Below are 21,256 nucleotides of genomic sequence, written 5' to 3'. Positions count from 1 at the left end.
ATAAATATAGATATAAAAATGCCTGCAAAAATACCTTTATTTATGCAGTAAAACATTTTTTCAGTAACATCTAAAGAATACATTATTATAGTATTTGTTAAATAAAAAATCAAAAATACAAATGATGATAAAAATCTTTTAAAACTTTCTTTTAAATTCCGGTTAAAAGATTGTAAATTAACTTTCATAATAATTCCCTCCTTAAATTATGTTAATTATATCAGTAATAAATGTTTAAAATTCATATTTAATAAATACTTAATTAAAAGTTAATTATTATAATATAATTTTCACAAATAATTACTATGTGATTTACAATATATAGTAATTATGTTTTAATTATATTAAAGTAAAGTATTATAATAAAATAAAAAAATAAGGGGAAATTAATATGAAAAAATTTAAAAGTAGTATTTTATTAATTTTAGTTTTTATGTTTTCTTTGATAGGTTTTGGGTGTTCAAATTCAAATGAACAAACAAATTCACCTAAAGGTGTTGCAGTTACCTTGCTTGAGGGGTATAAAAATTTTGACCTTACAATGTTAGACGATGTATTAAATATAGACTATTCTATAGAAGAAGAATTTAATAAGATGATAGAACAAGGGGTATTAAACAGCACTGACGTTTATGCACGTACTACAAAAAATATGCAATATAAAATTATAGATGTAGAAGAAAAAGGTGATACAGCAGTGGTAAAGGCTGAGATAACAAATGAAAATATTGGCGAAGTAGTTGCATATGCAGTGGTAAAAGGCGCAAAAGAACAAGCAAATAATTCTTCAATGACGGATGAAGAAACAAAGCAATATATTGAGGATTGTTTTTTTGAATCATTAGAAACTTTTAAACCTGATGTTTATACTGAAGAAATTGAGCTTAATCTTGTAAAAGTAGATGGAAAATGGAAAGTAGAGCCTCTTAGCGATGAAGATCAAAACATTATTATGGGAAAAATATATGAGGGAATCATAAATATGATGGAAGAATATGGTATATATTAAATATATTGTTGATTTTTCATAATTAAAAAAATTAATAAAACGTAATGAAAATAAATCATTTTTTGTTATATAAAAAGTAAACTGTATGAAAAAATTTCATAAATTTACTAAATATTCTTGACAATTAAAAACAATAAGTGTATTATATCAAACAAGAATACAAAGGAGAAGATTAAAATGAAAGGTTTAAGAGAACTAAATAGCTTTAAATTTTATAACTATTTTAGCTTTGCAAACTTTTATTTCTTTGCAGGTTCTTTTTCACGTACAGATAAGCCTTTTAGTGAGTATAATCTTTAAATGTATTTAAAAAACGCAAAGTAAAGAATTTGGGGAACTCATTAAAAGGAGTTCCCTTTTTTATTTTACAAAACTAAAAAATTAACTTAAAGGAGAAAATCAAAATGATAGTAGTATTACAACCCAACTCAGACAAACTTGAAGTAGCCAAATTGGTTGCTCAAATCGAAAGCAAAAATTTAAAAATCCAACCAATCGAAGGAGAAGAACTTACTGTACTTGGTTTAGTAGGTGATACATCTGTTTTAGATGCAAAAACACTTGAAGCAAACTCAATCGTAAGAAGAGTTTTACATGTTGAAGAACCTTACAAAAAAGCAAACAGAATGTTCCACCCAAACGACAGCGAAATTAAAGTTGGAAACCAAGTTATAGGTGGTGAAAAACTTGCAATTATCGCAGGACCTTGTTCAGTTGAAACAAGAGAACAAATTACACAAGTTGCAAAAGATGTAAAAGCTTCAGGTGCAAATTTCTTAAGAGGCGGTGCTTTCAAACCAAGAACTTCCCCATACGCTTTCCAAGGTCTAGGATACGATGGACTTGAACTTTTAAAAGAAGCAAGAAAAGAAACAGGACTTCCAATCGTTACTGAATTAATGTCTACAAACGACCTTGAAAAATTCGTTGAAGATGTTGATGTAATCCAAATCGGTGCAAGAAATATGCAAAACTTCGATTTATTAAAAGAACTTGGTAAAATCAGAAAACCTATTCTTTTAAAAAGAGGTTTAAGTGCAACAATCGAAGAACTTCTAATGTCAGCTGAATACATTATGGCAGGCGGAAACGAAAATGTTATCCTTTGTGAAAGAGGTATTAGAACATTTGAAACATACACAAGAAATACTCTTGATTTAAGCGCAATTCCAGCAATCAAAAAATTAAGCCACTTACCAATTATCATTGATCCATCACACGCAACAGGTAAATGGTGGATGGTTGAATCTTTAGCTAAAGCAGCAATCGTTGCAGGTGCAGACGGACTTATTATCGAAGTTCATAACGATCCATTAAACGCTTTATGTGACGGACAACAATCTCTAAAACCTGAAGCATTCGACGATTTAATGACAGATTTAAGAAAACTTGCTCCAATCGTTGGAAGAACTCTATAAGGAAAAAATTATGGCTAAGAAAATTCATGTAAATCTTAATGAAAAATCTTACGATATTATTATTAAAGAAGGTATTTTAAAATCATTATCAGAAGAAATAAAAAAAGTATATAAGGGAGAAAAACTATTTATTATAACCGACGATATAGTTGCAAGATTTTATCTTGATAAAGTTATAAATAACCTTAAAGACGGAGGTTTTAATGTTGATTATATAATTCTTCCAAACGGAGAGAAAACAAAATCCATAGAATCTCTTGAACCTATATATAATGCTCTTATTGATTTTAACATGACTAGAAAAGACATGATTATAACTTTGGGGGGCGGAGTTATAGGTGACCTTGGCGGTTTTGTTGCATCTACATTTCTAAGAGGAGTTGGTTTTATTCAAATTCCTACAACTCTTTTATCTCAAGTAGATAGTTCTGTTGGTGGAAAAGTTGCAATAGACCTTAAAAAAGGCAAAAACTTAGTTGGAAGTTTTCATCAACCAAAGCTTGTGCTTATTGATACAAATGTCTTAACAACTTTGTCCCTTAGAAACATAAAAGACGGTTTGGCTGAGGTAATAAAATACGGTCTTATATTTGATAAAGATTTCTTTGAATTTTTATATAATCTTAAAACAAAAGAAGATATACTTGATAATATAGAACATATAGTATACACAAGCTGTAATTTAAAGAGAATTGTAGTTGAAGAAGATGAAAAAGATACAGGGGAGAGAATGAAGCTTAATTTTGGTCATACTCTTGCTCATGGAATAGAAGCTCACTTTAACTATGAAAAATATACTCATGGTGAAGCTGTGGGGATTGGAATGTATGAAATAACAAAACACAGTGAAAAACTTGGTCTTACACCTAAAGGCGTAAGCGATAAAATAAAAGATATTTTAATTAACTTTGATATGGAATACGATATCGGGGCAATAAATAATGACAGTATTCTTTCTCATATTTCTACCGACAAGAAAAACGAAGGAAAAGTTTTAAACGTAATTCTTTTAAATGAAATAGGAAAATGTTATATACATAAGACAAATACACAATTTTTTAAGGATGAGTAAATGGACAATATTTTAATTAAACCAAGAAAATTATCAGGGGAAGTAGTTGTTCCTCCTTCAAAAAGCATGGCTCACAGGGCAATTATATGTGCTGCTCTTTCAAAGGGTAAGTCTATAATAGATAATATAGACTTATCCGATGATATAATAGCAACCATAAACGCAGCAAGAAGCATGGGAGCAAAAATAGAAATAGATAATAGAAAAGTAGCGGTAGAGGGGATTTTATCGTCTCCAAACAATGAAGATTTTATAGTGGACTGTAACGAGTCAGGCTCTACTTTAAGATTTTTCGTTCCAATAACAATGCTTCTTAATCAAAAAAAGACTTTTATCGGTAAAGGAAACTTAGGCAAAAGACCTCTTAATGTTTTTTACGAAATATTTGACAAACAAGGAATAAAATATTCTTATAAAAAAGATATTTTGGATTTGCAAGTAGAGGGAAAATTAAAAGCTGATACATTTTATGTAAGAGGAGACATAAGCTCTCAGTTTATAACCGGACTTCTTTTTGCTCTTCCTCTTTTAAATGATGATAGCAAAATTGTAATAATTTCAAAACTTGAATCAAAAAGTTATTTGGATTTGACTCTTTCAATGCTTGAAAAATTCGGTATAGAAATTGAAAATAAGGACTATAAAGAATTTATAATAAAAGGAAACCAGGAATATAAGGCAATGGATTATACCGTTGAAGGAGACTATTCCCAGGCAGCATTCTTCCTTAGTGCGAACTATATTGGTAATGATATAGACATAAAAGGTCTTGATGAAAATTCTCTTCAAGGTGATAAAGAAATATTAAAATGGCTTGAAGTACTTAAAAATGATGAAAACAAAGTGATTGACGCAGCAAACTGCCCTGATATTATTCCTATCCTTACGGTGTGTGCAGCTTTAACTAAAGGGAAAACTGAAATTATAAATGCAGGAAGACTTAGAATAAAGGAATGTGACAGACTAACTGCAATTTCAACTCAGTTAAATAAACTTGGTGCTGATATTATAGAACATGAAGAAAGCCTTACAATAAACGGTGTTGATTCTTTAAATGGAGGATATGTTGATTCTTTCAAAGACCATAGAATTTCAATGAGTCTTGCCATTGCATCAAGCAGATGCAAAGATGATATCATAATAAAAGATTATATGTGTGTTAAAAAATCTTATCCGCATTTTTATGAAGACTTTAAGAAACTTGGAGGAGAAATAAATGAGTGCGACATTTGGAAATAAATTTAAAGTAACTATATTCGGGCAGTCTCACAGCGAAGCAATCGGCGTTGTTATTGACGGAATTCCAGCAGGAGTAACCCTTGATTTTGATAAAATAGATTTTGAACTTAAAAGAAGACAAGGGGGCGATAAATTTTCAACTCCAAGAAAAGAAGCCGATACTCCAAAGATAATAAGCGGTTATTTTGATAATAAAACAGCAGGTTCTCCTCTTTGTGCAATATTTGAAAACAGCAATACAAGAAGTAAAGATTACAGCGAGCTTAAAGTAAAAATGAGACCTTCTCATGCAGATTATCCCGCATATGTAAAACATCACGGAAGCAATGATTACAGAGGAGGAGGAAACTTCTCCGGCAGACTTACTCTTTCTTTAACCTTTGCAGGTGCAATTGCAAAACAACTTTTAGAAAAAGAAGGAGTATACATAGGTGCACATATAAAAAAGATAAACAAAGTCGAAGATTTGAGTTTCGATTACACAAATATAAACAAAGATATTCTGATTGGATTGAAAAACGAATCATTTCCGCTTTTAGATAAAACAAGGCAAAAAGAGATGGAAGATGTAATTTTAAATGCAAAAAATGAAAAAAACAGCATTGGAGGAATCATCGAATGTGGTATAATAGGTTTTAAGGCAGGTATCGGTTCTCCGTTTTTTGACAGCATTGAATCAAGAATGGCTCATATCCTATTTTCTGTTCCGGCAGTTAAGGGTGTTGAGTTTGGTGAAGGTTTTGCTTTTGCCGATATGTTTGGAAGTGAAGCAAACGATGAATATTATTATGATGAAAATGGCAATGTAAAAACTTTCACAAATAACAACGGCGGAGTTTTGGGAGGAATATCAAACGGACAGCCAATATGCTTTAGTGTTGCAATAAAACCAACTGCAAGCATCTCAAGAAAGCAAAGAACCATAAATGTCGAAACAAAGGAAAATACAAGTTTGGAAATAGTGGGAAGGCACGATCCCGTTATTGTAAAAAGAGCTGTTCCTGTAATAGAAGCGGCAAGTGCAATTTGTTTATATGATTTTTTGTTATGTGATTAGGAGTTATGTATGAAGAGTTTGGAAGAATCAAGAAGAAGAATTGACGAAATAGATAAAGAGTTAGTGAAACTTTTTGAAGAAAGAATGAATACTGTCGTAGACGTGGCGAAGTATAAAAAAGAAAATAATATCGAAGTATTAAATACCAAAAGAGAAGCACAGGTAGTTGAAAATGCAATAAACAATCTTAAAAACAAAGATTATTCAGAAGAGATTGCCGACTTTTTCAATCATATTATGGATATAAGTAAGAATTTTCAAAGAAAAGCAATTGCCGATAAGGCAATAAACATAATAAAAGAAAAATATACTATTGATTTGGTTGAAAGTGCTAATAAGATAGGTTACATAGATAAAATAAATCATTTGTCAATAGATGCAATGAATTTATATTTTAAAAAAGACCTTGAAGTAATTAAATTTGAAGAATACGAAGATATTTTAAAAGCTGTTTCAAACGGGGAAATAGACTTTGCCTTTTTGGCTTTAGATAATGCCGGAGACGGGCATATCGCAAAAATGTATTCTTTTCTTGAGACTTATGATAATGTTTATATAAAAGATAAGTTTATTGTTGATGATAACTTAAACGTAATAAACAAAAATAAATCTGATAAACTTGAAGATTTAAACAAATTTATAATTCTTGGTAAAGATAAATATTTCTGCAAAGATTGTACTAAAGTAGATTTACTTGTTAAAATCGACAATAAATCTAAATCATTAAGTCATTTAATAAGATACTTTGCAAATTATAATATCCACATTAATAAAATAGATTCAAAAGAAACAAATATATACAGAAAAGAATTTACGATTTACATTAATTTTGACGGCAGTTTACAAGATAGCAATGTTTTAAAAATGTTATACGGACTTGACGGTGATTTGCCATATATAAGAATTCTTGGAACATATAAAGGATAGATATGAAAAAATTTGGTTTAATTGGTGAAAAATTACCTCATAGTTTTTCAAAAATTTTGCATAATACGGCTTTTGATGTATTAAATTTAAACTATGAGTATGAGCTTTATGAAATAGATGTTGATACGGCACAAAATATAAAAGATTTTATGAAAAAAAATAATCTTGACGGAATAAACGTAACTATTCCTTATAAAAGAACCGTTATGGATGGTTTGGATTTTATAAGCGAAGAGGCTGAAAAAATCGGTGCCGTTAATACAATAAAAAATGTTAATGGAAAACTTTACGGATATAATACCGATTATTACGGCTTTATGTATCAGCTTAACGTGAACAATGTAGAAATAAATAATAGTAGGGTTGTAATACTAGGCAGCGGCGGCGCAAGCAAGGCCGTTATTTCTTGCGTTAAGGATTTAGGTGCAAAAGAAGTTTATTTGGTAAGTCGTAACAAAAGCGATAAACAAGCAAAAAATGACGTTAATTTAATCGACTATGAAGATTTAAAAGAAATAAAAGCTCAAGTAATAATAAATACAACACCTGTTGGAATGTATCCTAAAGTTGATTTTTCTCCTGTTAATGAAGATATAATCAAAAACTTTGATTATGTTGTTGATGTTGTTTATAATCCGCTAAAAACAAAGTTTATGGAAATAGGTGAAAACTTAGGTAAGAAAACTTGCGGCGGAATTGAAATGCTTATTATGCAAGGTTTAAAATCTGAAGAAATATGGAATGACTTTGTAATTTCAAAAGAAGATACAAATAAGATTATATCCAAACTTAAAAAGGAAATATAAAAATGCAAAAGAATATTTTATTAATCGGTATGCCGGGCTGTGGTAAAAGCAGTATAGGTAAGGAACTTGCAAGTAAGCTTGGTTTAACTTTTATCGATATGGATAATTACATTGAAGAAAAGACAAACAAAAAAATCAGTGAAATATTTAAAGACGGTGAAGAAAGTTTTAGAGATATAGAAACCTTTTATTCAAAAGAGCTTTCAAAATTAAATTCCACTCTTATTTCTTCAGGAGGCGGAATAGTCACAAGAAAAGAAAACATTGATTATTTTAAACAAACGAGCATAATAGTATTTATAAACAGAAGTGTTGAAAATATATTAAAATCCAAAAATCTCGGTAAGGACAGACCACTTTTAAAAAATAACGAAGAGCATATTTATAATTTGTATAATAACAGAATTGGTTTATATAAAAAATACTGTGATATTGAAGTAAGCAATAACGGTTATTTTAAATACTGTATAGAAAACATAATTAAAGAATTAAATAAAAAGAACGTTTTATAGCGTTCTTTTTTTGTTTTTTGTTATAGAAAACGTATTGCAATTACAATAATAAATGATATACTAATAATTGTATTAATGTATGTAATTTATACTATATGTGGTAGAGTATTTTACATAAGAAAGGTGAACTTTATGGATAATTTAAGTGTAAACAATATTTTCAAAAGACGTTTTACCAAAAGACTTGAAGAAGATAGCAGCATTACGGTTTATGATTTATTTGAATATAAAACCGTAGATGTTGAGATTTTTGATTATAAAACTCAAAAAAATATTTTTGAAATGCACGATTTGGAATTCCCTGAATTTTATTCAAAAAATGCATGTAATATCATAGCATCAAAATATTTTAGAAAAGCAGGGGTAGGAAAAGATAACGGACACGAAACAAGCATAAAGCAAGTAGTGGACAGAATGGTAGGATTTTGGGCAGATGCTCTTGTTGATGAAGGGCTTATAACAACTCAAAATCAATATAATATTTTTTATGATGAAGTAGCTTATGCTCTTTTAAATCAAATGTGGGCTCCAAACTCTCCACAATGGTTTAACACAGGAATAAAGAGAAACTATGGCATAAGCGGTGAAAGTGACAATATGTTCTACTTTGACCCTGAAAGCAGAAGCGTAAAGAAGAGTAAAGACAGATACACAAGAACACAAGCCTCAGCCTGCTTTATTCTTTCTATAAAAGATACATTGCTTGGTGATAATTCTATTTCTGAACAATACGTTACAGAAACAAAGTTATTTAAAGGCGGTTCAGGGGTAGGAACTAACTTTTCTAATCTAAGAGCATTAAACGAAAAACTTTCAAGCGGCGGAAAATCTTCTGGTATGATGAGCTTTTTAAAAGGTTTTGACAGAAATGCCGGAGCAATAAAAAGCGGTGGAACAACAAGAAGAGCTGCAAAAATGGTTATAGCCGATATTGACCATCCTGAAATTGAAGATTTTATTTCTTGGAAAGCAAGAGAAGAAGATAAAGTAAGAGCTCTTGGCAAAATGGGATATGATACTTCAATGGACGGTGAAGCATATCAAACAGTAAGCGGACAAAATGGAAATAACTCTGTAAGACTAAATAGAGAATTTATGGAAAAAGTCTTAAACTTAAGAGAAAATCCTGATGCTACTTTTGAACTTAAAGGAAGAGTTGATGAAGAAGTAAATAAGGAAGTTAAAGTAAAAGACTTATGGGATTTAATTTGTAAATCAGCATGGAACTGTGCAGACCCTGCGGTTCAATTTGATGATGTTTTCAATGCTTGGCATACTTGCCCTGCAGGTGAAGACGGAAACGTAGGTGCAAAATACAACAGAATAAACGCAACAAACCCATGCAGTGAGTATGCTTTCCTTGATAATACTGCTTGTAACCTTGCGTCAATCAATATTTACAGATTCTATAACGAAGAAGAAGGAATTTTTAAATTAAATGATTATATTCATTTGATTTCTTTAATACAACTTGTTCTTGAAGCATCAATTCATTGGGGACAATTCCCAACTGAAGAAATAGCAAGAAAGAGTTATATGTTTAGAACAACAGGCCTTGGACTTGCAAATATGGCTTCTCTTCTTATGGTATTCGGTTACCCATACGACAGCGACGAAGGAAGAAACTTAACTGCAGCATTATGCTCTATTATGACCGCACAATCTTATCTTGTTTCTGCTTTAATGGCAAGAAGTGTCGGACCATTTGAAAAATTTGATATTAATGCTGAGTATGTGTTAAGAGTACTTAGAAACTCTGCAAGATGTTCTCTTGCTTTAGATGATAATTTTGAAGGGCTTGATTATGTTCCTTTAAAACTTGATGAAGATGTAATTTCTGAAATGGGACTTGAAGAAGTTTTAAATGCAAGCAGAATTTTATGGACAAAAGCTCTTGAACATGCCGAAGCATATGGAATCAGAAATGCTCAAACAACTGTTATTGCTCCAACAGGAACAATTTCATTTGCCATGGACTGCGGTGCAACATCACTTGAGCCTTTCTATTCAAACGTTGTTTATAAATCCCTTTCAGGTGGGGGAACAATGGAACTTGTAAATCCAATATTGGAAATTGCTCTTAGAAATTTAGGATATAAAGAAGAAGAAATAAAAGATATTAAAGATTATCTTCTTGAAAAAGATGAAATAGGAAACTTTATGCACTATTCATTAAATGATGCACCACACTTAAGAGAAGAGGATAAGAAAATATTTGAAACTGCAAACGAAATTTCTCCAAGCGGACATGTTTTAATGGTAGCGGCAGTAACTCCTCTTATAAGCGGTTCTTTATCAAAAACAGTAAACATGCCTTCTAACGCAACTTATGAAGACATAAGCGATATATATAAACTTTCTTATATGTCAGGGGTTAAAGCTATTTCTGTTTACAGAGATGGTTCAAAGGCATCTCAACCTCTTAATACATCAATAAAAAGTGAAAGCGATTCTTTGGAAGACCTTACATATCAAGGACTTCTTGATTATGCAAAACACTGTAAGAGAGGAACACTTCACAGAATTAAACCTGACGGAATGAGAAGAAGCAGAACTCATGCTGCTAAGATAGGTGATATTGAATTATATGTAACAATAGGATTCTACCAAGACGGAAGAATGTCTGAAATATTTGTTTCAACAGACAAAGAAGGAACAGTAGTAAAAGGACTGCTTGCTTCTCTTTCAAAATCAATATCAAATATGCTTCAATACAACATTCCTGCAAAGGAAATTTCAAGACTTCTAAGAGGTCAACAATTTGAACCAAGCGGATTTGTATCAAGACATCCTTACATTAAAAATGCTTCAAGTATTGCTGATTTATTAAGTAAGATAATAGATATAGAACTTGGGGATTTTACAAGAGTTGAAGTAAAACCGGAAAAACCACAAGAAGAAGAAATAAACGACAGCATAAGCAATAAAATAATAAAAGAAGAAAGACAAGAAAAAGAACAGCTTAGCTATGAACAGATAAAAGACGACCCAAATACAACAAGAGTGTACGGAGAGGTTTGTCCGGTTTGTTCATCAAACAGACTTTTTAGAAACGGAACATGTAAAGTATGTGCAGACTGCGGTTCAACAACAGGTTGCAGCTAAAATTTTTTAAATATGCTTTATAAATTAAATAAAAAATGATAAAATAAATTACCCCCTTTTTTAAGGGGGTAATTTGTAATTATTTTACGGAGGCAAAATGTCTGAAACAGTTAAACAGCTTAATATAAACGGTAAAGAAATTACCCTTATAGGTACGGCACACGTATCAAGAGAAAGTGCCATTCAAGTTGAAGAAATGATAAGAGAAATAAAGCCCGATAATGTCTGTATAGAGCTTGATGAGGGTAGATATTCTTCAATTAAAAATAATGAAAGATGGCAGGATACGGACATCGTAAATGTTATTAAGGAAAAGAAAACGACTCTTCTTTTGATAAACCTTATTTTAAGTTCTTATCAAAAAAGAATTGCCGAAAGTTTTGATATTAACTCAGGGCAGGAAATGATAAATGCAATAAATACTGCCGAAGAAATAGGAGCAAAGCTTACTTTAGCAGATAGAGATATTAAGACAACTTTTCTTAGAATATTCAGGAAGATGTCTTTTATGGAAAAGATGAAACTTCTGTATGGTCTTATTATGAGCTTTTTTGAAGATGAAGAATTAAGCGAAGAGGATCTTGAAAATATAAAACAAGGGGATTATATAGAAAATGCGTTGCTTGATATAAGCACATCATTTCCGGATTTAAAAAAATACCTTGTAGATGAACGTGACATATATCTTTCTCAAAAGATAAAAAACGCAAAATGCGAAAAAATAGTTGCCGTTGTAGGTGCGGCTCATTTAAACGGAATAATAAAAAATATACAAGAAGACATAGATTTAAAGGAAATAGAAGAAATACCAAAACCCGGAAAAACGGGAAAAGTTATAGGCTTTGGAATTCCGGCATTTATTATCTTAATGATAATATTCAGCTTTTTTAAAAGCGCTGATACGGGATTTTCTCAAATAATAAGTTGGATACTTTTTAATGGAACATTAAGTGCTCTTGGCGTAGTCCTTGCTTTTGGAAGTATTCCAGCCATTATAACGGCATTTTTAGCTGCTCCAATAACTTCCCTTAATCCGCTTCTTGCGGCAGGGTGGTTTGCAGGGCTTGTGGAAGCATATATAAGAAAACCAAAAGTTTCCGATTTTGAAAACTTAAGTTCTGATTTAGAGAGTTTAAAGGGACTTTGGAAAAACAGAATAACAAAAATACTTTTGGTAGTTACCTTTGCTAATCTTGGAAGTACAATAGGAACGATTATTGCAGGGGCTGACATATTTAAAAGTTTTCTTCAAATTTTTTAAGGAGTGATAACATGAACATAGCAGTAGTGGGACTTGGGCTTATAGGAGCCTCTTTTGCAAAAGCAATAAAGAAATATACGACAAATAAAGTTTTCGGTTATGATATAGACTCTGAAACGTTGGTTAAGGCAAAAAGGGACGGAGCAATTGACGATATTATTTTAATTGATGATATGAAAGAAATGGATATGGTTGTAATAGCTCTTCATCCTGTTAATACTATTAACCTTGCTTTTAAAGTAATGGAAACAATGAAAGAACATTCTACCCTTATGGACTTATGCGGGGTTAAAGAGCAGATAGTAAATAAAATTGAACCTGAAGCGATAAAAAGAAATATAGATTATGTTGGAGCTCATCCTATGGCAGGAAGAGAACTTTGGGGATACGATGCGGCTGTTTCAGATTTATTTAAAGGGGCAAGTTTTATTGTTACCGTAACGGAAAATACAAATAAAGATAAGATAAATATTATAAAACAGCTTGTGAAACAAATGAAGTTTAAAGAATGTGTTTTATCAACTCCAAGAGAACACGATAAGATAATCGCTTTTACATCTCAGCTTGCACACGTTGTTTCAAACGCATATGTAAAAAGCCCTTCAATTTTGGAAGAGAAAGGCTTTTCTGCGGGAAGTTTTCTTGATTTAACAAGAGTTGCAAAGTTAAACGAATATATGTGGAGCGAACTTTTTATCATGAATAAAGATGCCCTTTTATTCGAGGTTGAAAATATAATAGAAAAATTAGAAGAATATAAAGAAGCTCTTGAAAGTGAAGACATGGATAAAATGGAACAGCTTTTAAGAGAAGGAAGAATTTTAAAAGAAAAAAGCAACGAATATCACATTAAAAAATGTTAGGGATGTTGACTTTTTCCCTTTCGTAGATATTGTTTATATAAAATTTAAGAGAATTTAAAGAGGCCAATAATTCATTGTCGGCTTCTTTTTTTATATATCCTTCACATTCCTTTATCTTTACATCTACGTTATCAATTTCTTCGTGATTTATTATAAGAAACCATACTTTTTTACTTTCTATTGTTTGTTCTTTTAACTCATTAAAACTTTTCTCTACATTTTCATCATCATTTTTGTTTAAGTAATAAACTATCTCGTCAATATTGTTTTCAAGTTTTATTGATGACTCTTTTATAAAGTTATAACAGTAAACATTTATCCCAAGAAGTGTAATCAAAAGTGCCGCCGCAAAACAAAAAGATCTCATTTTAAACTATCCTTTCTTATTATATATAACTGATTTTGGTATACGTATGCCCAAAAGACATCCTTATCATTCACGATGTTATTTTTTCTAAGTTCCTTATCAAGCCTTTCATCGGTATAATTTGCAAGAGGAAGACTTTTACTCAGTCTTTTACCATACTTAATGAGGCTTATTGGAAGTGAACCTTCTTGTTTGTCTACAAAACTGGGATTTCCGTTAGCTTCTAAAATCAAATAAGAAACCTCGTTTAAGTCGAGAATATCATTGTTTCTTAATTGTTCGCATAAATCATCAATGCCTATTAGCATCTTTGACATTTGCTTTTGCATTATCTTGCCGTTATATATAAGATATTCTGGTTTACCGCATATAAAAGTCCTTATTCTTTCGTTTTTAAATGTTAGAAGAGATATACAGGTTTGAAGAAATATTAAAACAATAAGAGGAATTATTCCGTTTAAAAGGGGAATATTAACGTCGCCGATAGGTTCAGTTACAATATCCGCTATCATTATTGTTATTACAAGTTCAAAAGGCTGATATTCGCTTATCTGTCTTTTTCCTAAAAATCTTATGGCGAATAAAACCAAAAAATATATAAGTGCAACACGAATAAAACAAATTAACATAATTAAAACCTTTCTTTTTTTTTAATTTTAGTATATGATATAATTGTATTTTTATAACATGGAGAGAATAAATATGAATAGTTTTTTGGATTATTTGACTAAAATAATAAATATAATAAATCCTGTTTTATTATTCATGGTACTTGTTTCGGTAATATCATTTTTAGGGTATTTAAAAATAAAAATAGAAGAATATTTTAAGGATATAAAATCAATATCAAATAGCTTAGAGAGAATTGCCGATAGCGAAGATAGTAAAAGAAACGGATATTATTAATAAAAATTGACGAATTTTTGATAAAAAATTGTCGAGTTTTATAATGGTAAAAAAATAAAAATATTTTGTGATATAATTAGTAGAAATCGGAGGAAATATGTCAAAGAATAAAAAACAAGACGGAAAAAGCTGGGCTATAAAAATTACGTTTTTAACATTCTTTTTATCTATGGCCTTTAACGTAATAAGCGAATCTCTTGTGGGGAATGCGGGCTTGGTTGGTGCACTCTTTGTGCTTTTTGCAATAATATTGATAGGTATAATATGCGATATGGTTGGAACTGCGGTAACGACAGAGGGGGTTGCACCTTTTAATGCAATGGCAGCAAATAAAGTTAAAGGAGCAAGAAAGGCTGTTGACCTTGTTAAAAAAGCTTCTCAGGTTTCAAATATATGTAATGACGTTATCGGAGATATATGCGGTATCATAAGTGGTGCCACCGTTGCAATAATTATAGTAAAAATCGCTAGTATATATAATTTAAAAGAAACCGTTATAATAAGTGTTGTTTTAAACGGTGTTGTCGCTGCTTTGACAGTTGGGGGAAAAGCCTTTGGAAAACACATTTCAATGAACAACTCCACCGAGATAGTAAGAAAAGCGGCGGTTTTTGTGGAATTTTTCTCTATTAAAGGGAGGATAAAAAAATGAAAACCAAAGAAAGATTAGATGTTTTGCTTTTTGAAAGCGGAATGGCAGAAAGCAGAGAAAAGGCAAAGAGGCTTATAATGGCTGGTCTTGTTTTTGTAAACGACCAAAGAGTCGATAAAGCGGGAACAAAGGTGGATATTTATTCAAATATTATTATAAAAGGAAATGATAATCCCTTTGTAAGCAGAGGCGGTTTCAAACTTGATAAAGCAATCAAAGTTTTTGATGTTGATGTTAAAGATAAGATTTGTATGGATGTAGGAGCGTCAAGCGGAGGCTTTACAGACTGTCTGCTTCAAAACGGAGCAAAAAAAGTATACAGCATAGACGTTGGATACGGGCAGTTTGCCTATAAATTAAGACAAGACGAAAGAGTTGTTTGTCTTGAAAAAACGAATTTCAGAAATATGGAATTTGATAAAGTTGGGGAAATGATTGATATTGCCGTTATGGACGTATCATTTATTTCAATTTTAAAACTTGCAGATAATCTGCTTAATTTCTTAAAAGACGACGGAGTATATATATGCCTTATAAAACCACAGTTTGAAGCGGGAAGAGAACTTGTTGGGAATGGAATAATAAAAGATAAAAACATTCATAAAAAAGTTGTTAAAGATGTGATTTTGGGGCTTAAAGAAAAGGGATTATATGTTGAAAAACTTGATTTTTCACCTATAAAAGGACCTAAAGGCAACAGAGAATTTATTGCATATGTAACAAAAAATGAAGAAAACCTTATAGATATTGATAATATAGTAGATGAATGTGTTGAAAATGCGCATAAGGAGATTGACTGACATTATGGAAAAATATGTAGGAATAATAACAAATTATAAAAAAGACAGATACATGGATTTCACAAGACAAATAGTTCATTATCTGTATGGAAAAAATGTACATATGTATCTTGAAGAACCATTGAAAAATCCCGAATATGACAGCTTTTCAATATTAAACGAAGAAAATATAAAAAAAGTTTCCTTTATTATAATAATTGGAGGAGACGGAACAATTTTAAAAGCCTTATCTCAAATAGGAGAATACGAAAAACCCATTCTTGGAATTAACTTTGGAAAAGTCGGTTTTCTTGCAAATGTAGAAAGAAACGAATGGATGGAATGCATAGATAAGGCGTTAAATGGTGAATATACACTAGATAAAAGAATGCTTCTTGATGTGTATGACAAAGATAATAATAAACTTGGTTTTGCCTTAAATGATACTGTTTTATTTAGGAAAAACCACTATGGAGTTGCAGAATATAAGGTGTTTATAAACGATGAAGTTTTTGCTGACTATCTTGCTGATGGCGTAATTATAGCAGGACCTACAGGTTCAACTGCTTATAATCTTTCAAGTGGAGGTCCAGTTGTAAATCCAAACTGCGATTTGTTTATAATAAATCCTATTTGTGCTCATACTTTAAATTCAACAAGCATTATCGTTAATTCAAATGATGTTGTAAAAATAAGATTTAACCCTAAAATAACGAGTGTTTATATCGACAGTGTTGAACCTGATATAAAAGGAAATGAAATAATAGTAAAGAAAAGTTCACTTAAAGCCAATTTCATAAGATTTGATGATTATAATTTCTATTCTTTACTTGTAAACAAGATAAAAAACCCAATAGTAGAAGGAGAATTTGTTCATGAAGATTGACAGACATTCAAAAATACTTGAAATACTAAACAAATACGAAGTTGAAACACAAGAAGACTTAACAAAATATTTAAAAGAAGCTGGAATAAACGTAACCCAGGCAACAGTTTCGAGAGACATCAGACAGATGAAACTAATAAAGGTAATGACAAAAAGCGGTAAATATAAATATGCTGCATATTCAAATCAAAGTTCAAATTTAGATGACAGAATTGTAAGTGTTTTTAGAGAAGCTGTTTTAACAATTGATTATGCAAACAACTTTGTATGCCTTCATACAATAACAGGAATGGCTCAAGCTGCAGGTGTTGCAATTGATGCTTTAAAATTAAATGAAATTGTAGGAACGGTTGCGGGAGATGATACACTTTTCATACTTGTAAGAAGTGAAGATGACGCAAAAGAATTGGTTAAAAAGTTTGAATCTCTCTTAAAGAAAGGAAAATAAAATGCTTTTATCGCTTAATATAAACAATTATGCAATTATAGATAATTTAAGTATTGAATTTGATGAAGGTTTAAACATAATAACAGGTGAAACGGGGGCTGGAAAGTCCATAATTATTGGTGCTTTATCGCTGGTTCTTGGGGAACATGCAAAAACGGAAAACATAAGAACGGGAAAAGATAAAGCCGTTATTCAGGCTTTGTTTACTGTTGAAGAAAACAATCATGAATTAAAGGAAGTCCTTGATGATTTATCTATTGACTATAGCGATCAAACACTTATTTTAACAAGAGAGATTTCATTAAAAGGAAGAAATATATGCAAGATCAATTCAACATTGGTTAATGTATCAACTCTAAAAGAAGTTGGAACTCACCTTATTGATATTCACGGACAACATGAACATCAAAAACTCCTAAACCAAAATACTCATTTAAGTTTTCTTGATTCATATGGACAAAATAAAATAAAAGAAGATCTAAACAAGGTTTCTTTATCTTATGATGAATATAAAAAGGCTTTAAAAGAACTTACTGAACTTGAAAAAAAATCAAAGGAAAACAGTGATAATTTAGATAATTTTAAAAGACAATTTGAAGAAATAAATGAAGTAGACCTTGAAATAGGAGAAGATGAAGAGCTTGAAAAAAGAGAAAAAATTCTTCTAAATTCACAAAATATATATTCAGATATAGACAGTGCATACTCTCTTTTATATAAATCAGACAGTAACGTTTTATCAAATTTAACCTTGGCAAACGATTCTTTTTCAAAGGTTCTTGATTATGATGAAAGCGTAAAAGAAAATGTAGAAATGCTAAACGAGGCAAATACATTAATAGAAGAGGTAGTGTTTTTCTTAAGGGATTACAGAGATAATATTTCATTTAACCCCGAAGAATTAAACGATATAGAAAGTAAATTAAATAAGATAAATTATCTTAAAAAGAAATATGGAGTAACAATAGAAGAAATTTTAGAATATAAAAAGGAACTACAAAATAATATCGAGCTTATAGATAACTATGAAGATACTCTAAATTCTCTTAAAAAAGACGTGGATAAAAAGAAAAAAGAATATTTAAAACACGCAAAAACCTTAAGAGATAAAAGAAAAAAAATTGCAGATGAGTTTTGTAAAAAAATAACAGAAAATCTTCAGCTTCTTTCAATGAAAGGAACGGTTTTTGCCTGTGAATTTAAAGACCTTGAAAAGAATGAAAACTATACTAAAAAAGGAATTGATGATATAGCTTTCATGATTTCAACAAATAAAGGAGAAAGTTTAAAACCACTGAATAAAATAGCATCAGGCGGTGAAATTTCAAGAGTAATGTTATCATTTAAGAGAATTTTATCGGAAAATGATAATGTTGATTGTTTGATATTTGATGAAATAGATACGGGAATAAGCGGACAAACTGCTTTAATCGTAGGAAAACAAATGTGGGAACTTTCAAAAAACCACCAAATTCTTGCAATAACGCATCTTCCTCAAATTGCTTCAATGGCAGATACGAATTATTTCATTAAAAAAGAAGTAAAAGATGATAAGACATTTACATCTTTCACAAAACTTAATGAGGAAGAAAAAGTAGAGGAACTTGTAAGAATAATAAGCGGTGAAAACACCAGTGAAAATGCAATCATGTACGCAAAAGACATGATTGAAAATGCTGACAAATTAAAAAATCAATAATCACTTTTGTGCTTCGTTTATATTTTTTGTAATATTGGGAACAATAAATCAAAAAAACAAACGAGGTACTAAGTGTGAATATATTTTCAAGAAAAAAATTACTTTTAGGATTTTTAACTATAATTTTTATATTTTCAGTTTACCTATCTTACTTAAATATAAATACTAAAGAGATTGCTGTGTTATCCTCTCAGACAACCAGTGTTTCTTTAGATTTGCCAAAAAACTGTAAAATTGAAAATGAAAGCGAAGATTTAAAAGTAAATGGGACAACTTCTTCAAAAAGTGATGTTGAAGATAATAAAATAGAAGTTTATTCATCTTCGGCGGGCGAATATAAACTAAAGGCAAAACTTTTTGGAATCATACCAATAAATAACTATAACATAAACGTTATACCAAACACAAAGCTTTATCCGTCAGGACAGCTTGTTGGGGTTAGTATGAATACCAAAGGAGCCATTGCCGTTCAGTTTCAATCCTTTATAGATATTAGCGGTAATGAAGTTTGTCCTGCAAAAGATGCAGGGATAAAAACAGGGGATATAATAGTCGAAATAGGAGATAGTAAGGTTTATAATGCCGATGAAGTTATCGAGCAGTTAAACAAAATCGACCATAAGGAAATTGAAGTTGTAATAAAAAGAGAAAATGTTGAGCAGACAGTAACAGTAAAACCTGTAAAAGCAAAAGACGATAATAAATATAAAATAGGCTTATGGGTAAGAGACAGCGTTGCAGGGATAGGAACGCTTACTTGCTACAATGATAAGTTAAATAGATTCGTTGCTTTGGGGCATAGCATAAATGATGTTGATACAGGAATAATAATGCCCGTAAAAAACGGAGATTTGATTGAAAGCGAACTTATAAGCATTGTAAAAGGAAAAAGAAACAATCCCGGAGAGCTTAGAGGAGTTTTAAAAGCAGATAACAAAGACATAATCGGTTCAATTGAACTTAATAATGATTTTGGAATTTACGGTGATGTTACAAAGAAAGTTAATTCTTCATCTTCTCCAATGGAAATTGCCCTTCAAGATAAAATAAAAGAGGGCGATGCTCAGATTTTAACTACTATTGATAATGAAGGTCCGAAACTTTTCGACATAAAAATTAAAAAGACCTATAAACAAACCAAGAAAAACACCAAAAGTATGTTAATCGAGGTTACCGATAAAGAACTTCTTTCAAAAACAGGCGGTATTGTACAAGGAATGAGTGGTAGTCCCATAATTCAAAACGGCAAAATCGTCGGAGCTGTTACCCATGTATTTGTAACAGACCCAACCAAAGGATATGGAATTTATATTGAATGGCTTTTAGAAGATTTGTTAACCGAGCAAAATTAGACAAACTTTGCATTAAAATTGTAGTAATCTTTAAAAGAAATTAAAATAAAACAAAATAATATTAAATCGGGAGGAAAAATTATGGTATATAAAGTTGCAATTGCAGATGATAACGAAAAATTTGCTTTGGCTGTAAAAGACCATTTTGAAGGAAGAGAAAATTTTAATGTAGTGGGGGTGGTAGGAAACGGCAATGACCTTTTGGATGTTGTTGAAAACGAAAAGCCGGATATTTTACTTTTGGATACGATAATGCCAATGCTAGACGGTATCGGTGTACTTGAAAAATTAAATAAAAGTGATATGGGTAACTACGACCCTCATGTTGTTATGATGTCAGCTGTTGGAGGAGAATCTTTTACAAGACAAACAGTAAATTTAGGAGCTGATTATTATTTCTTAAAACCTTTTAATTTTGATGAATTAACGAGAGAGATAGATGCATATTTTTCTCCCGATATGAACGAAGAAGCAAAGGAAGAAAAAGAAAAGAAAGATAAAGATTATCAAGTTATGGTAACATCAATACTTCATGAAGTAGGTGTTCCTGCTCATATAAAAGGATATATTTATTTAAGAGAAGCAATAAAACTTGTTATTGATAATGTTGAATTACTTGGAGGAATAACAAAAACTTTATATCCTATGATTGCAGAAAAATACGGTACAACACCAAGTAGAGTTGAAAGAGCAATAAGACATGCAATAGAAGTTGCTTGGAATAGAGGAAGAGTTGAGACAATAGATAAAATATTTGGTTATACAATAGACCAAAATAAAGGTAAACCTACCAATTCGGAATTTATTGCAATGGTTGCGGATAAAATGAGACTTGACATTGGACAGTATGCTTAAAAGACGTGCAAAAGGCACGTCTTTTTTTATGAAAATCATAGTG

Annotated in this window: 23 protein-coding genes; 20 read left to right on the top strand and 3 right to left on the bottom strand. The window is 30.7% G+C overall.

The window, feature by feature from the left end; genetic code table 11:
• Nucleotides 1-188 (bottom strand): hypothetical protein (locus FGQ49_RS06395; RefSeq protein ID WP_138269039.1); only part of this gene is annotated, 188 nt, incomplete at its 3' end.
• Between the two features lie 203 nt (nt 189-391).
• Here FGQ49_RS06395 and FGQ49_RS06390 point away from each other — a divergent pair.
• The 12 genes from FGQ49_RS06390 to FGQ49_RS06340 all read left to right on the top strand — a co-directional run bounded on the left by FGQ49_RS06390 (nt 392) and on the right by FGQ49_RS06340 (nt 13,269).
• A complete protein-coding gene (locus FGQ49_RS06390; protein WP_138269038.1) occupies nt 392-1,009 on the top strand; it encodes a hypothetical protein in 618 nt (205 codons plus the stop codon).
• Between the two features lie 177 nt (nt 1,010-1,186).
• Nucleotides 1,187-1,309, top strand: coding sequence for a hypothetical protein (locus tag FGQ49_RS10700; protein ID WP_256476183.1), 123 nt, complete (start codon nt 1,187-1,189; stop codon nt 1,307-1,309).
• A gap of 104 nt (nt 1,310-1,413) precedes the next feature.
• The gene (gene aroF, locus FGQ49_RS06385; RefSeq protein WP_138269037.1) at nt 1,414-2,427 is read left to right on the top strand and encodes a 3-deoxy-7-phosphoheptulonate synthase; all 1,014 of its coding nucleotides are present in this window, start codon (nt 1,414-1,416) and stop codon (nt 2,425-2,427) included.
• A gap of 10 nt (nt 2,428-2,437) precedes the next feature.
• Nucleotides 2,438-3,499 carry a 3-dehydroquinate synthase gene (gene aroB, locus FGQ49_RS06380; protein WP_138269036.1) on the top strand — a complete coding sequence of 354 codons (1,062 nt, stop codon included), beginning with the start codon at nt 2,438-2,440 and terminating at the stop codon, nt 3,497-3,499.
• Nucleotides 3,500-4,738: a 3-phosphoshikimate 1-carboxyvinyltransferase gene (gene aroA, locus FGQ49_RS06375; RefSeq protein ID WP_138269035.1), complete on the top strand. Its 1,239-nt coding sequence runs from the start codon at nt 3,500-3,502 to the stop codon at nt 4,736-4,738.
• On the top strand, nt 4,716-5,795 hold the full coding sequence (gene aroC, locus FGQ49_RS06370; protein ID WP_138269034.1) for a chorismate synthase: 1,080 nt from the start codon (nt 4,716-4,718) through the stop codon (nt 5,793-5,795). The genes aroA and aroC overlap by 23 nt, the downstream gene beginning before the upstream one ends.
• 9 nt (nt 5,796-5,804) lie before the next feature.
• Nucleotides 5,805-6,722 carry a chorismate mutase gene (locus tag FGQ49_RS06365; protein ID WP_138269033.1) on the top strand — a complete coding sequence of 306 codons (918 nt, stop codon included), beginning with the start codon at nt 5,805-5,807 and terminating at the stop codon, nt 6,720-6,722.
• A 2-nt stretch (nt 6,723-6,724) separates the two neighbouring features.
• Nucleotides 6,725-7,528, top strand: a complete 804-nt coding sequence (aroE, locus tag FGQ49_RS06360; protein ID WP_138269032.1) for a shikimate dehydrogenase — start codon at nt 6,725-6,727, stop codon at nt 7,526-7,528.
• A gap of 2 nt (nt 7,529-7,530) precedes the next feature.
• On the top strand, nt 7,531-8,040 hold the full coding sequence (locus FGQ49_RS06355) for a shikimate kinase (RefSeq protein ID WP_138269031.1): 510 nt from the start codon (nt 7,531-7,533) through the stop codon (nt 8,038-8,040).
• Nucleotides 8,041-8,172: 132 nt separating this feature from the next.
• Nucleotides 8,173-11,145, top strand: a complete 2,973-nt coding sequence (locus tag FGQ49_RS06350) for a vitamin B12-dependent ribonucleotide reductase (protein ID WP_138269030.1) — start codon at nt 8,173-8,175, stop codon at nt 11,143-11,145.
• Between the two features lie 97 nt (nt 11,146-11,242).
• Nucleotides 11,243-12,406 carry a TraB/GumN family protein gene (locus FGQ49_RS06345; RefSeq protein ID WP_138269029.1) on the top strand — a complete coding sequence of 388 codons (1,164 nt, stop codon included), beginning with the start codon at nt 11,243-11,245 and terminating at the stop codon, nt 12,404-12,406.
• Between the two features lie 11 nt (nt 12,407-12,417).
• Nucleotides 12,418-13,269 (top strand): prephenate dehydrogenase, encoded by an 852-nt coding sequence (locus FGQ49_RS06340; RefSeq protein WP_138269028.1) that lies wholly within the window; start codon nt 12,418-12,420, stop codon nt 13,267-13,269.
• On the opposite strand, the gene FGQ49_RS06335 is transcribed toward FGQ49_RS06340, so the two are convergent.
• Both FGQ49_RS06335 and FGQ49_RS06330 read right to left on the bottom strand, forming a co-directional pair.
• Nucleotides 13,256-13,636 carry a DUF4363 family protein gene (locus FGQ49_RS06335; RefSeq protein ID WP_138269027.1) on the bottom strand — a complete coding sequence of 127 codons (381 nt, stop codon included), beginning with the start codon at nt 13,634-13,636 and terminating at the stop codon, nt 13,256-13,258. The genes FGQ49_RS06340 and FGQ49_RS06335 overlap by 14 nt on opposite strands.
• On the bottom strand, nt 13,633-14,265 hold the full coding sequence (locus tag FGQ49_RS06330) for a DUF421 domain-containing protein (protein ID WP_138269026.1): 633 nt from the start codon (nt 14,263-14,265) through the stop codon (nt 13,633-13,635). The genes FGQ49_RS06335 and FGQ49_RS06330 overlap by 4 nt, the downstream gene beginning before the upstream one ends.
• 73 nt (nt 14,266-14,338) lie before the next feature.
• On the opposite strand from FGQ49_RS06330, the gene FGQ49_RS06325 reads away from it, so the two are divergent.
• The 8 genes from FGQ49_RS06325 (at nt 14,339) to spo0A (ending at nt 21,213) form a co-directional block, all read left to right on the top strand.
• Entirely contained in the window at nt 14,339-14,542 is a 204-nt protein-coding gene (locus FGQ49_RS06325) for a hypothetical protein (protein WP_138269025.1), read from the top strand.
• Between the two features lie 97 nt (nt 14,543-14,639).
• Complete coding sequence (locus tag FGQ49_RS06320) at nt 14,640-15,194, top strand: hypothetical protein (RefSeq protein ID WP_138269024.1); 555 nt, start codon at nt 14,640-14,642, stop codon at nt 15,192-15,194.
• Complete coding sequence (locus tag FGQ49_RS06315) at nt 15,191-15,994, top strand: TlyA family RNA methyltransferase (RefSeq protein WP_138269023.1); 804 nt, start codon at nt 15,191-15,193, stop codon at nt 15,992-15,994. The genes FGQ49_RS06320 and FGQ49_RS06315 overlap by 4 nt, the downstream gene beginning before the upstream one ends.
• A 4-nt stretch (nt 15,995-15,998) precedes the next feature.
• Complete coding sequence (locus tag FGQ49_RS06310; protein WP_171020621.1) at nt 15,999-16,859, top strand: NAD(+)/NADH kinase; 861 nt, start codon at nt 15,999-16,001, stop codon at nt 16,857-16,859.
• Nucleotides 16,849-17,307, top strand: coding sequence for an arginine repressor (locus FGQ49_RS06305; RefSeq protein WP_138269021.1), 459 nt, complete (start codon nt 16,849-16,851; stop codon nt 17,305-17,307). Before FGQ49_RS06310 ends, FGQ49_RS06305 begins: the two co-directional genes overlap by 11 nt.
• Nucleotide 17,308: 1 nt before the next feature.
• Nucleotides 17,309-19,006: a DNA repair protein RecN gene (recN, locus tag FGQ49_RS06300; protein ID WP_138269020.1), complete on the top strand. Its 1,698-nt coding sequence runs from the start codon at nt 17,309-17,311 to the stop codon at nt 19,004-19,006.
• Between the two features lie 74 nt (nt 19,007-19,080).
• Nucleotides 19,081-20,358 carry a SpoIVB peptidase gene (spoIVB, locus tag FGQ49_RS06295; RefSeq protein ID WP_138269019.1) on the top strand — a complete coding sequence of 426 codons (1,278 nt, stop codon included), beginning with the start codon at nt 19,081-19,083 and terminating at the stop codon, nt 20,356-20,358.
• Nucleotides 20,359-20,439: 81 nt separating this feature from the next.
• Nucleotides 20,440-21,213 (top strand): sporulation transcription factor Spo0A, encoded by a 774-nt coding sequence (gene spo0A / locus FGQ49_RS06290; RefSeq protein WP_138269018.1) that lies wholly within the window; start codon nt 20,440-20,442, stop codon nt 21,211-21,213.
• Nucleotides 21,214-21,256: the final 43 nt, after the last annotated feature.

The organism is Anaerofustis stercorihominis, from assembly GCF_005844425.1.
Taxonomy (GTDB): Bacteria; Bacillota; Clostridia; order Eubacteriales; family Anaerofustaceae; genus Anaerofustis; species Anaerofustis butyriciformans.
The sequence above is the reverse complement of the archived record's forward strand: the minus strand, read 5'-3'. Positions and strand labels throughout refer to the sequence as shown.

What these genes read in the sequence shown, in the direction of transcription:
- FGQ49_RS06335 (WP_138269027.1), bottom strand. Translation starts at nt 13,636, where the DNA reads ATGAGATCTTTTTGTTTTGCGGCGGCACTTTTGATTACACTTCTTGGG.
- FGQ49_RS06350 (WP_138269030.1), top strand. Translation starts at nt 8,173, where the DNA reads ATGGATAATTTAAGTGTAAACAATATTTTCAAAAGACGTTTTACCAAA.
- FGQ49_RS10700 (WP_256476183.1), top strand. Translation starts at nt 1,187, where the DNA reads ATGAAAGGTTTAAGAGAACTAAATAGCTTTAAATTTTATAACTATTTT.
- FGQ49_RS06355 (WP_138269031.1), top strand. Translation starts at nt 7,531, where the DNA reads ATGCAAAAGAATATTTTATTAATCGGTATGCCGGGCTGTGGTAAAAGC.
- FGQ49_RS06330 (WP_138269026.1), bottom strand. Translation starts at nt 14,265, where the DNA reads ATGTTAATTTGTTTTATTCGTGTTGCACTTATATATTTTTTGGTTTTA.
- FGQ49_RS06310 (WP_171020621.1), top strand. Translation starts at nt 15,999, where the DNA reads ATGGAAAAATATGTAGGAATAATAACAAATTATAAAAAAGACAGATAC.
- FGQ49_RS06315 (WP_138269023.1), top strand. Translation starts at nt 15,191, where the DNA reads ATGAAAACCAAAGAAAGATTAGATGTTTTGCTTTTTGAAAGCGGAATG.
- aroC (WP_138269034.1), top strand. Translation starts at nt 4,716, where the DNA reads ATGAGTGCGACATTTGGAAATAAATTTAAAGTAACTATATTCGGGCAG.
- FGQ49_RS06325 (WP_138269025.1), top strand. Translation starts at nt 14,339, where the DNA reads ATGAATAGTTTTTTGGATTATTTGACTAAAATAATAAATATAATAAAT.
- spo0A (WP_138269018.1), top strand. Translation starts at nt 20,440, where the DNA reads ATGGTATATAAAGTTGCAATTGCAGATGATAACGAAAAATTTGCTTTG.
- aroE (WP_138269032.1), top strand. Translation starts at nt 6,725, where the DNA reads ATGAAAAAATTTGGTTTAATTGGTGAAAAATTACCTCATAGTTTTTCA.
- FGQ49_RS06390 (WP_138269038.1), top strand. Translation starts at nt 392, where the DNA reads ATGAAAAAATTTAAAAGTAGTATTTTATTAATTTTAGTTTTTATGTTT.
- FGQ49_RS06345 (WP_138269029.1), top strand. Translation starts at nt 11,243, where the DNA reads ATGTCTGAAACAGTTAAACAGCTTAATATAAACGGTAAAGAAATTACC.
- FGQ49_RS06305 (WP_138269021.1), top strand. Translation starts at nt 16,849, where the DNA reads ATGAAGATTGACAGACATTCAAAAATACTTGAAATACTAAACAAATAC.
- aroB (WP_138269036.1), top strand. Translation starts at nt 2,438, where the DNA reads ATGGCTAAGAAAATTCATGTAAATCTTAATGAAAAATCTTACGATATT.
- FGQ49_RS06340 (WP_138269028.1), top strand. Translation starts at nt 12,418, where the DNA reads ATGAACATAGCAGTAGTGGGACTTGGGCTTATAGGAGCCTCTTTTGCA.
- FGQ49_RS06320 (WP_138269024.1), top strand. Translation starts at nt 14,640, where the DNA reads ATGTCAAAGAATAAAAAACAAGACGGAAAAAGCTGGGCTATAAAAATT.
- FGQ49_RS06365 (WP_138269033.1), top strand. Translation starts at nt 5,805, where the DNA reads ATGAAGAGTTTGGAAGAATCAAGAAGAAGAATTGACGAAATAGATAAA.
- recN (WP_138269020.1), top strand. Translation starts at nt 17,309, where the DNA reads ATGCTTTTATCGCTTAATATAAACAATTATGCAATTATAGATAATTTA.
- aroF (WP_138269037.1), top strand. Translation starts at nt 1,414, where the DNA reads ATGATAGTAGTATTACAACCCAACTCAGACAAACTTGAAGTAGCCAAA.
- aroA (WP_138269035.1), top strand. Translation starts at nt 3,500, where the DNA reads ATGGACAATATTTTAATTAAACCAAGAAAATTATCAGGGGAAGTAGTT.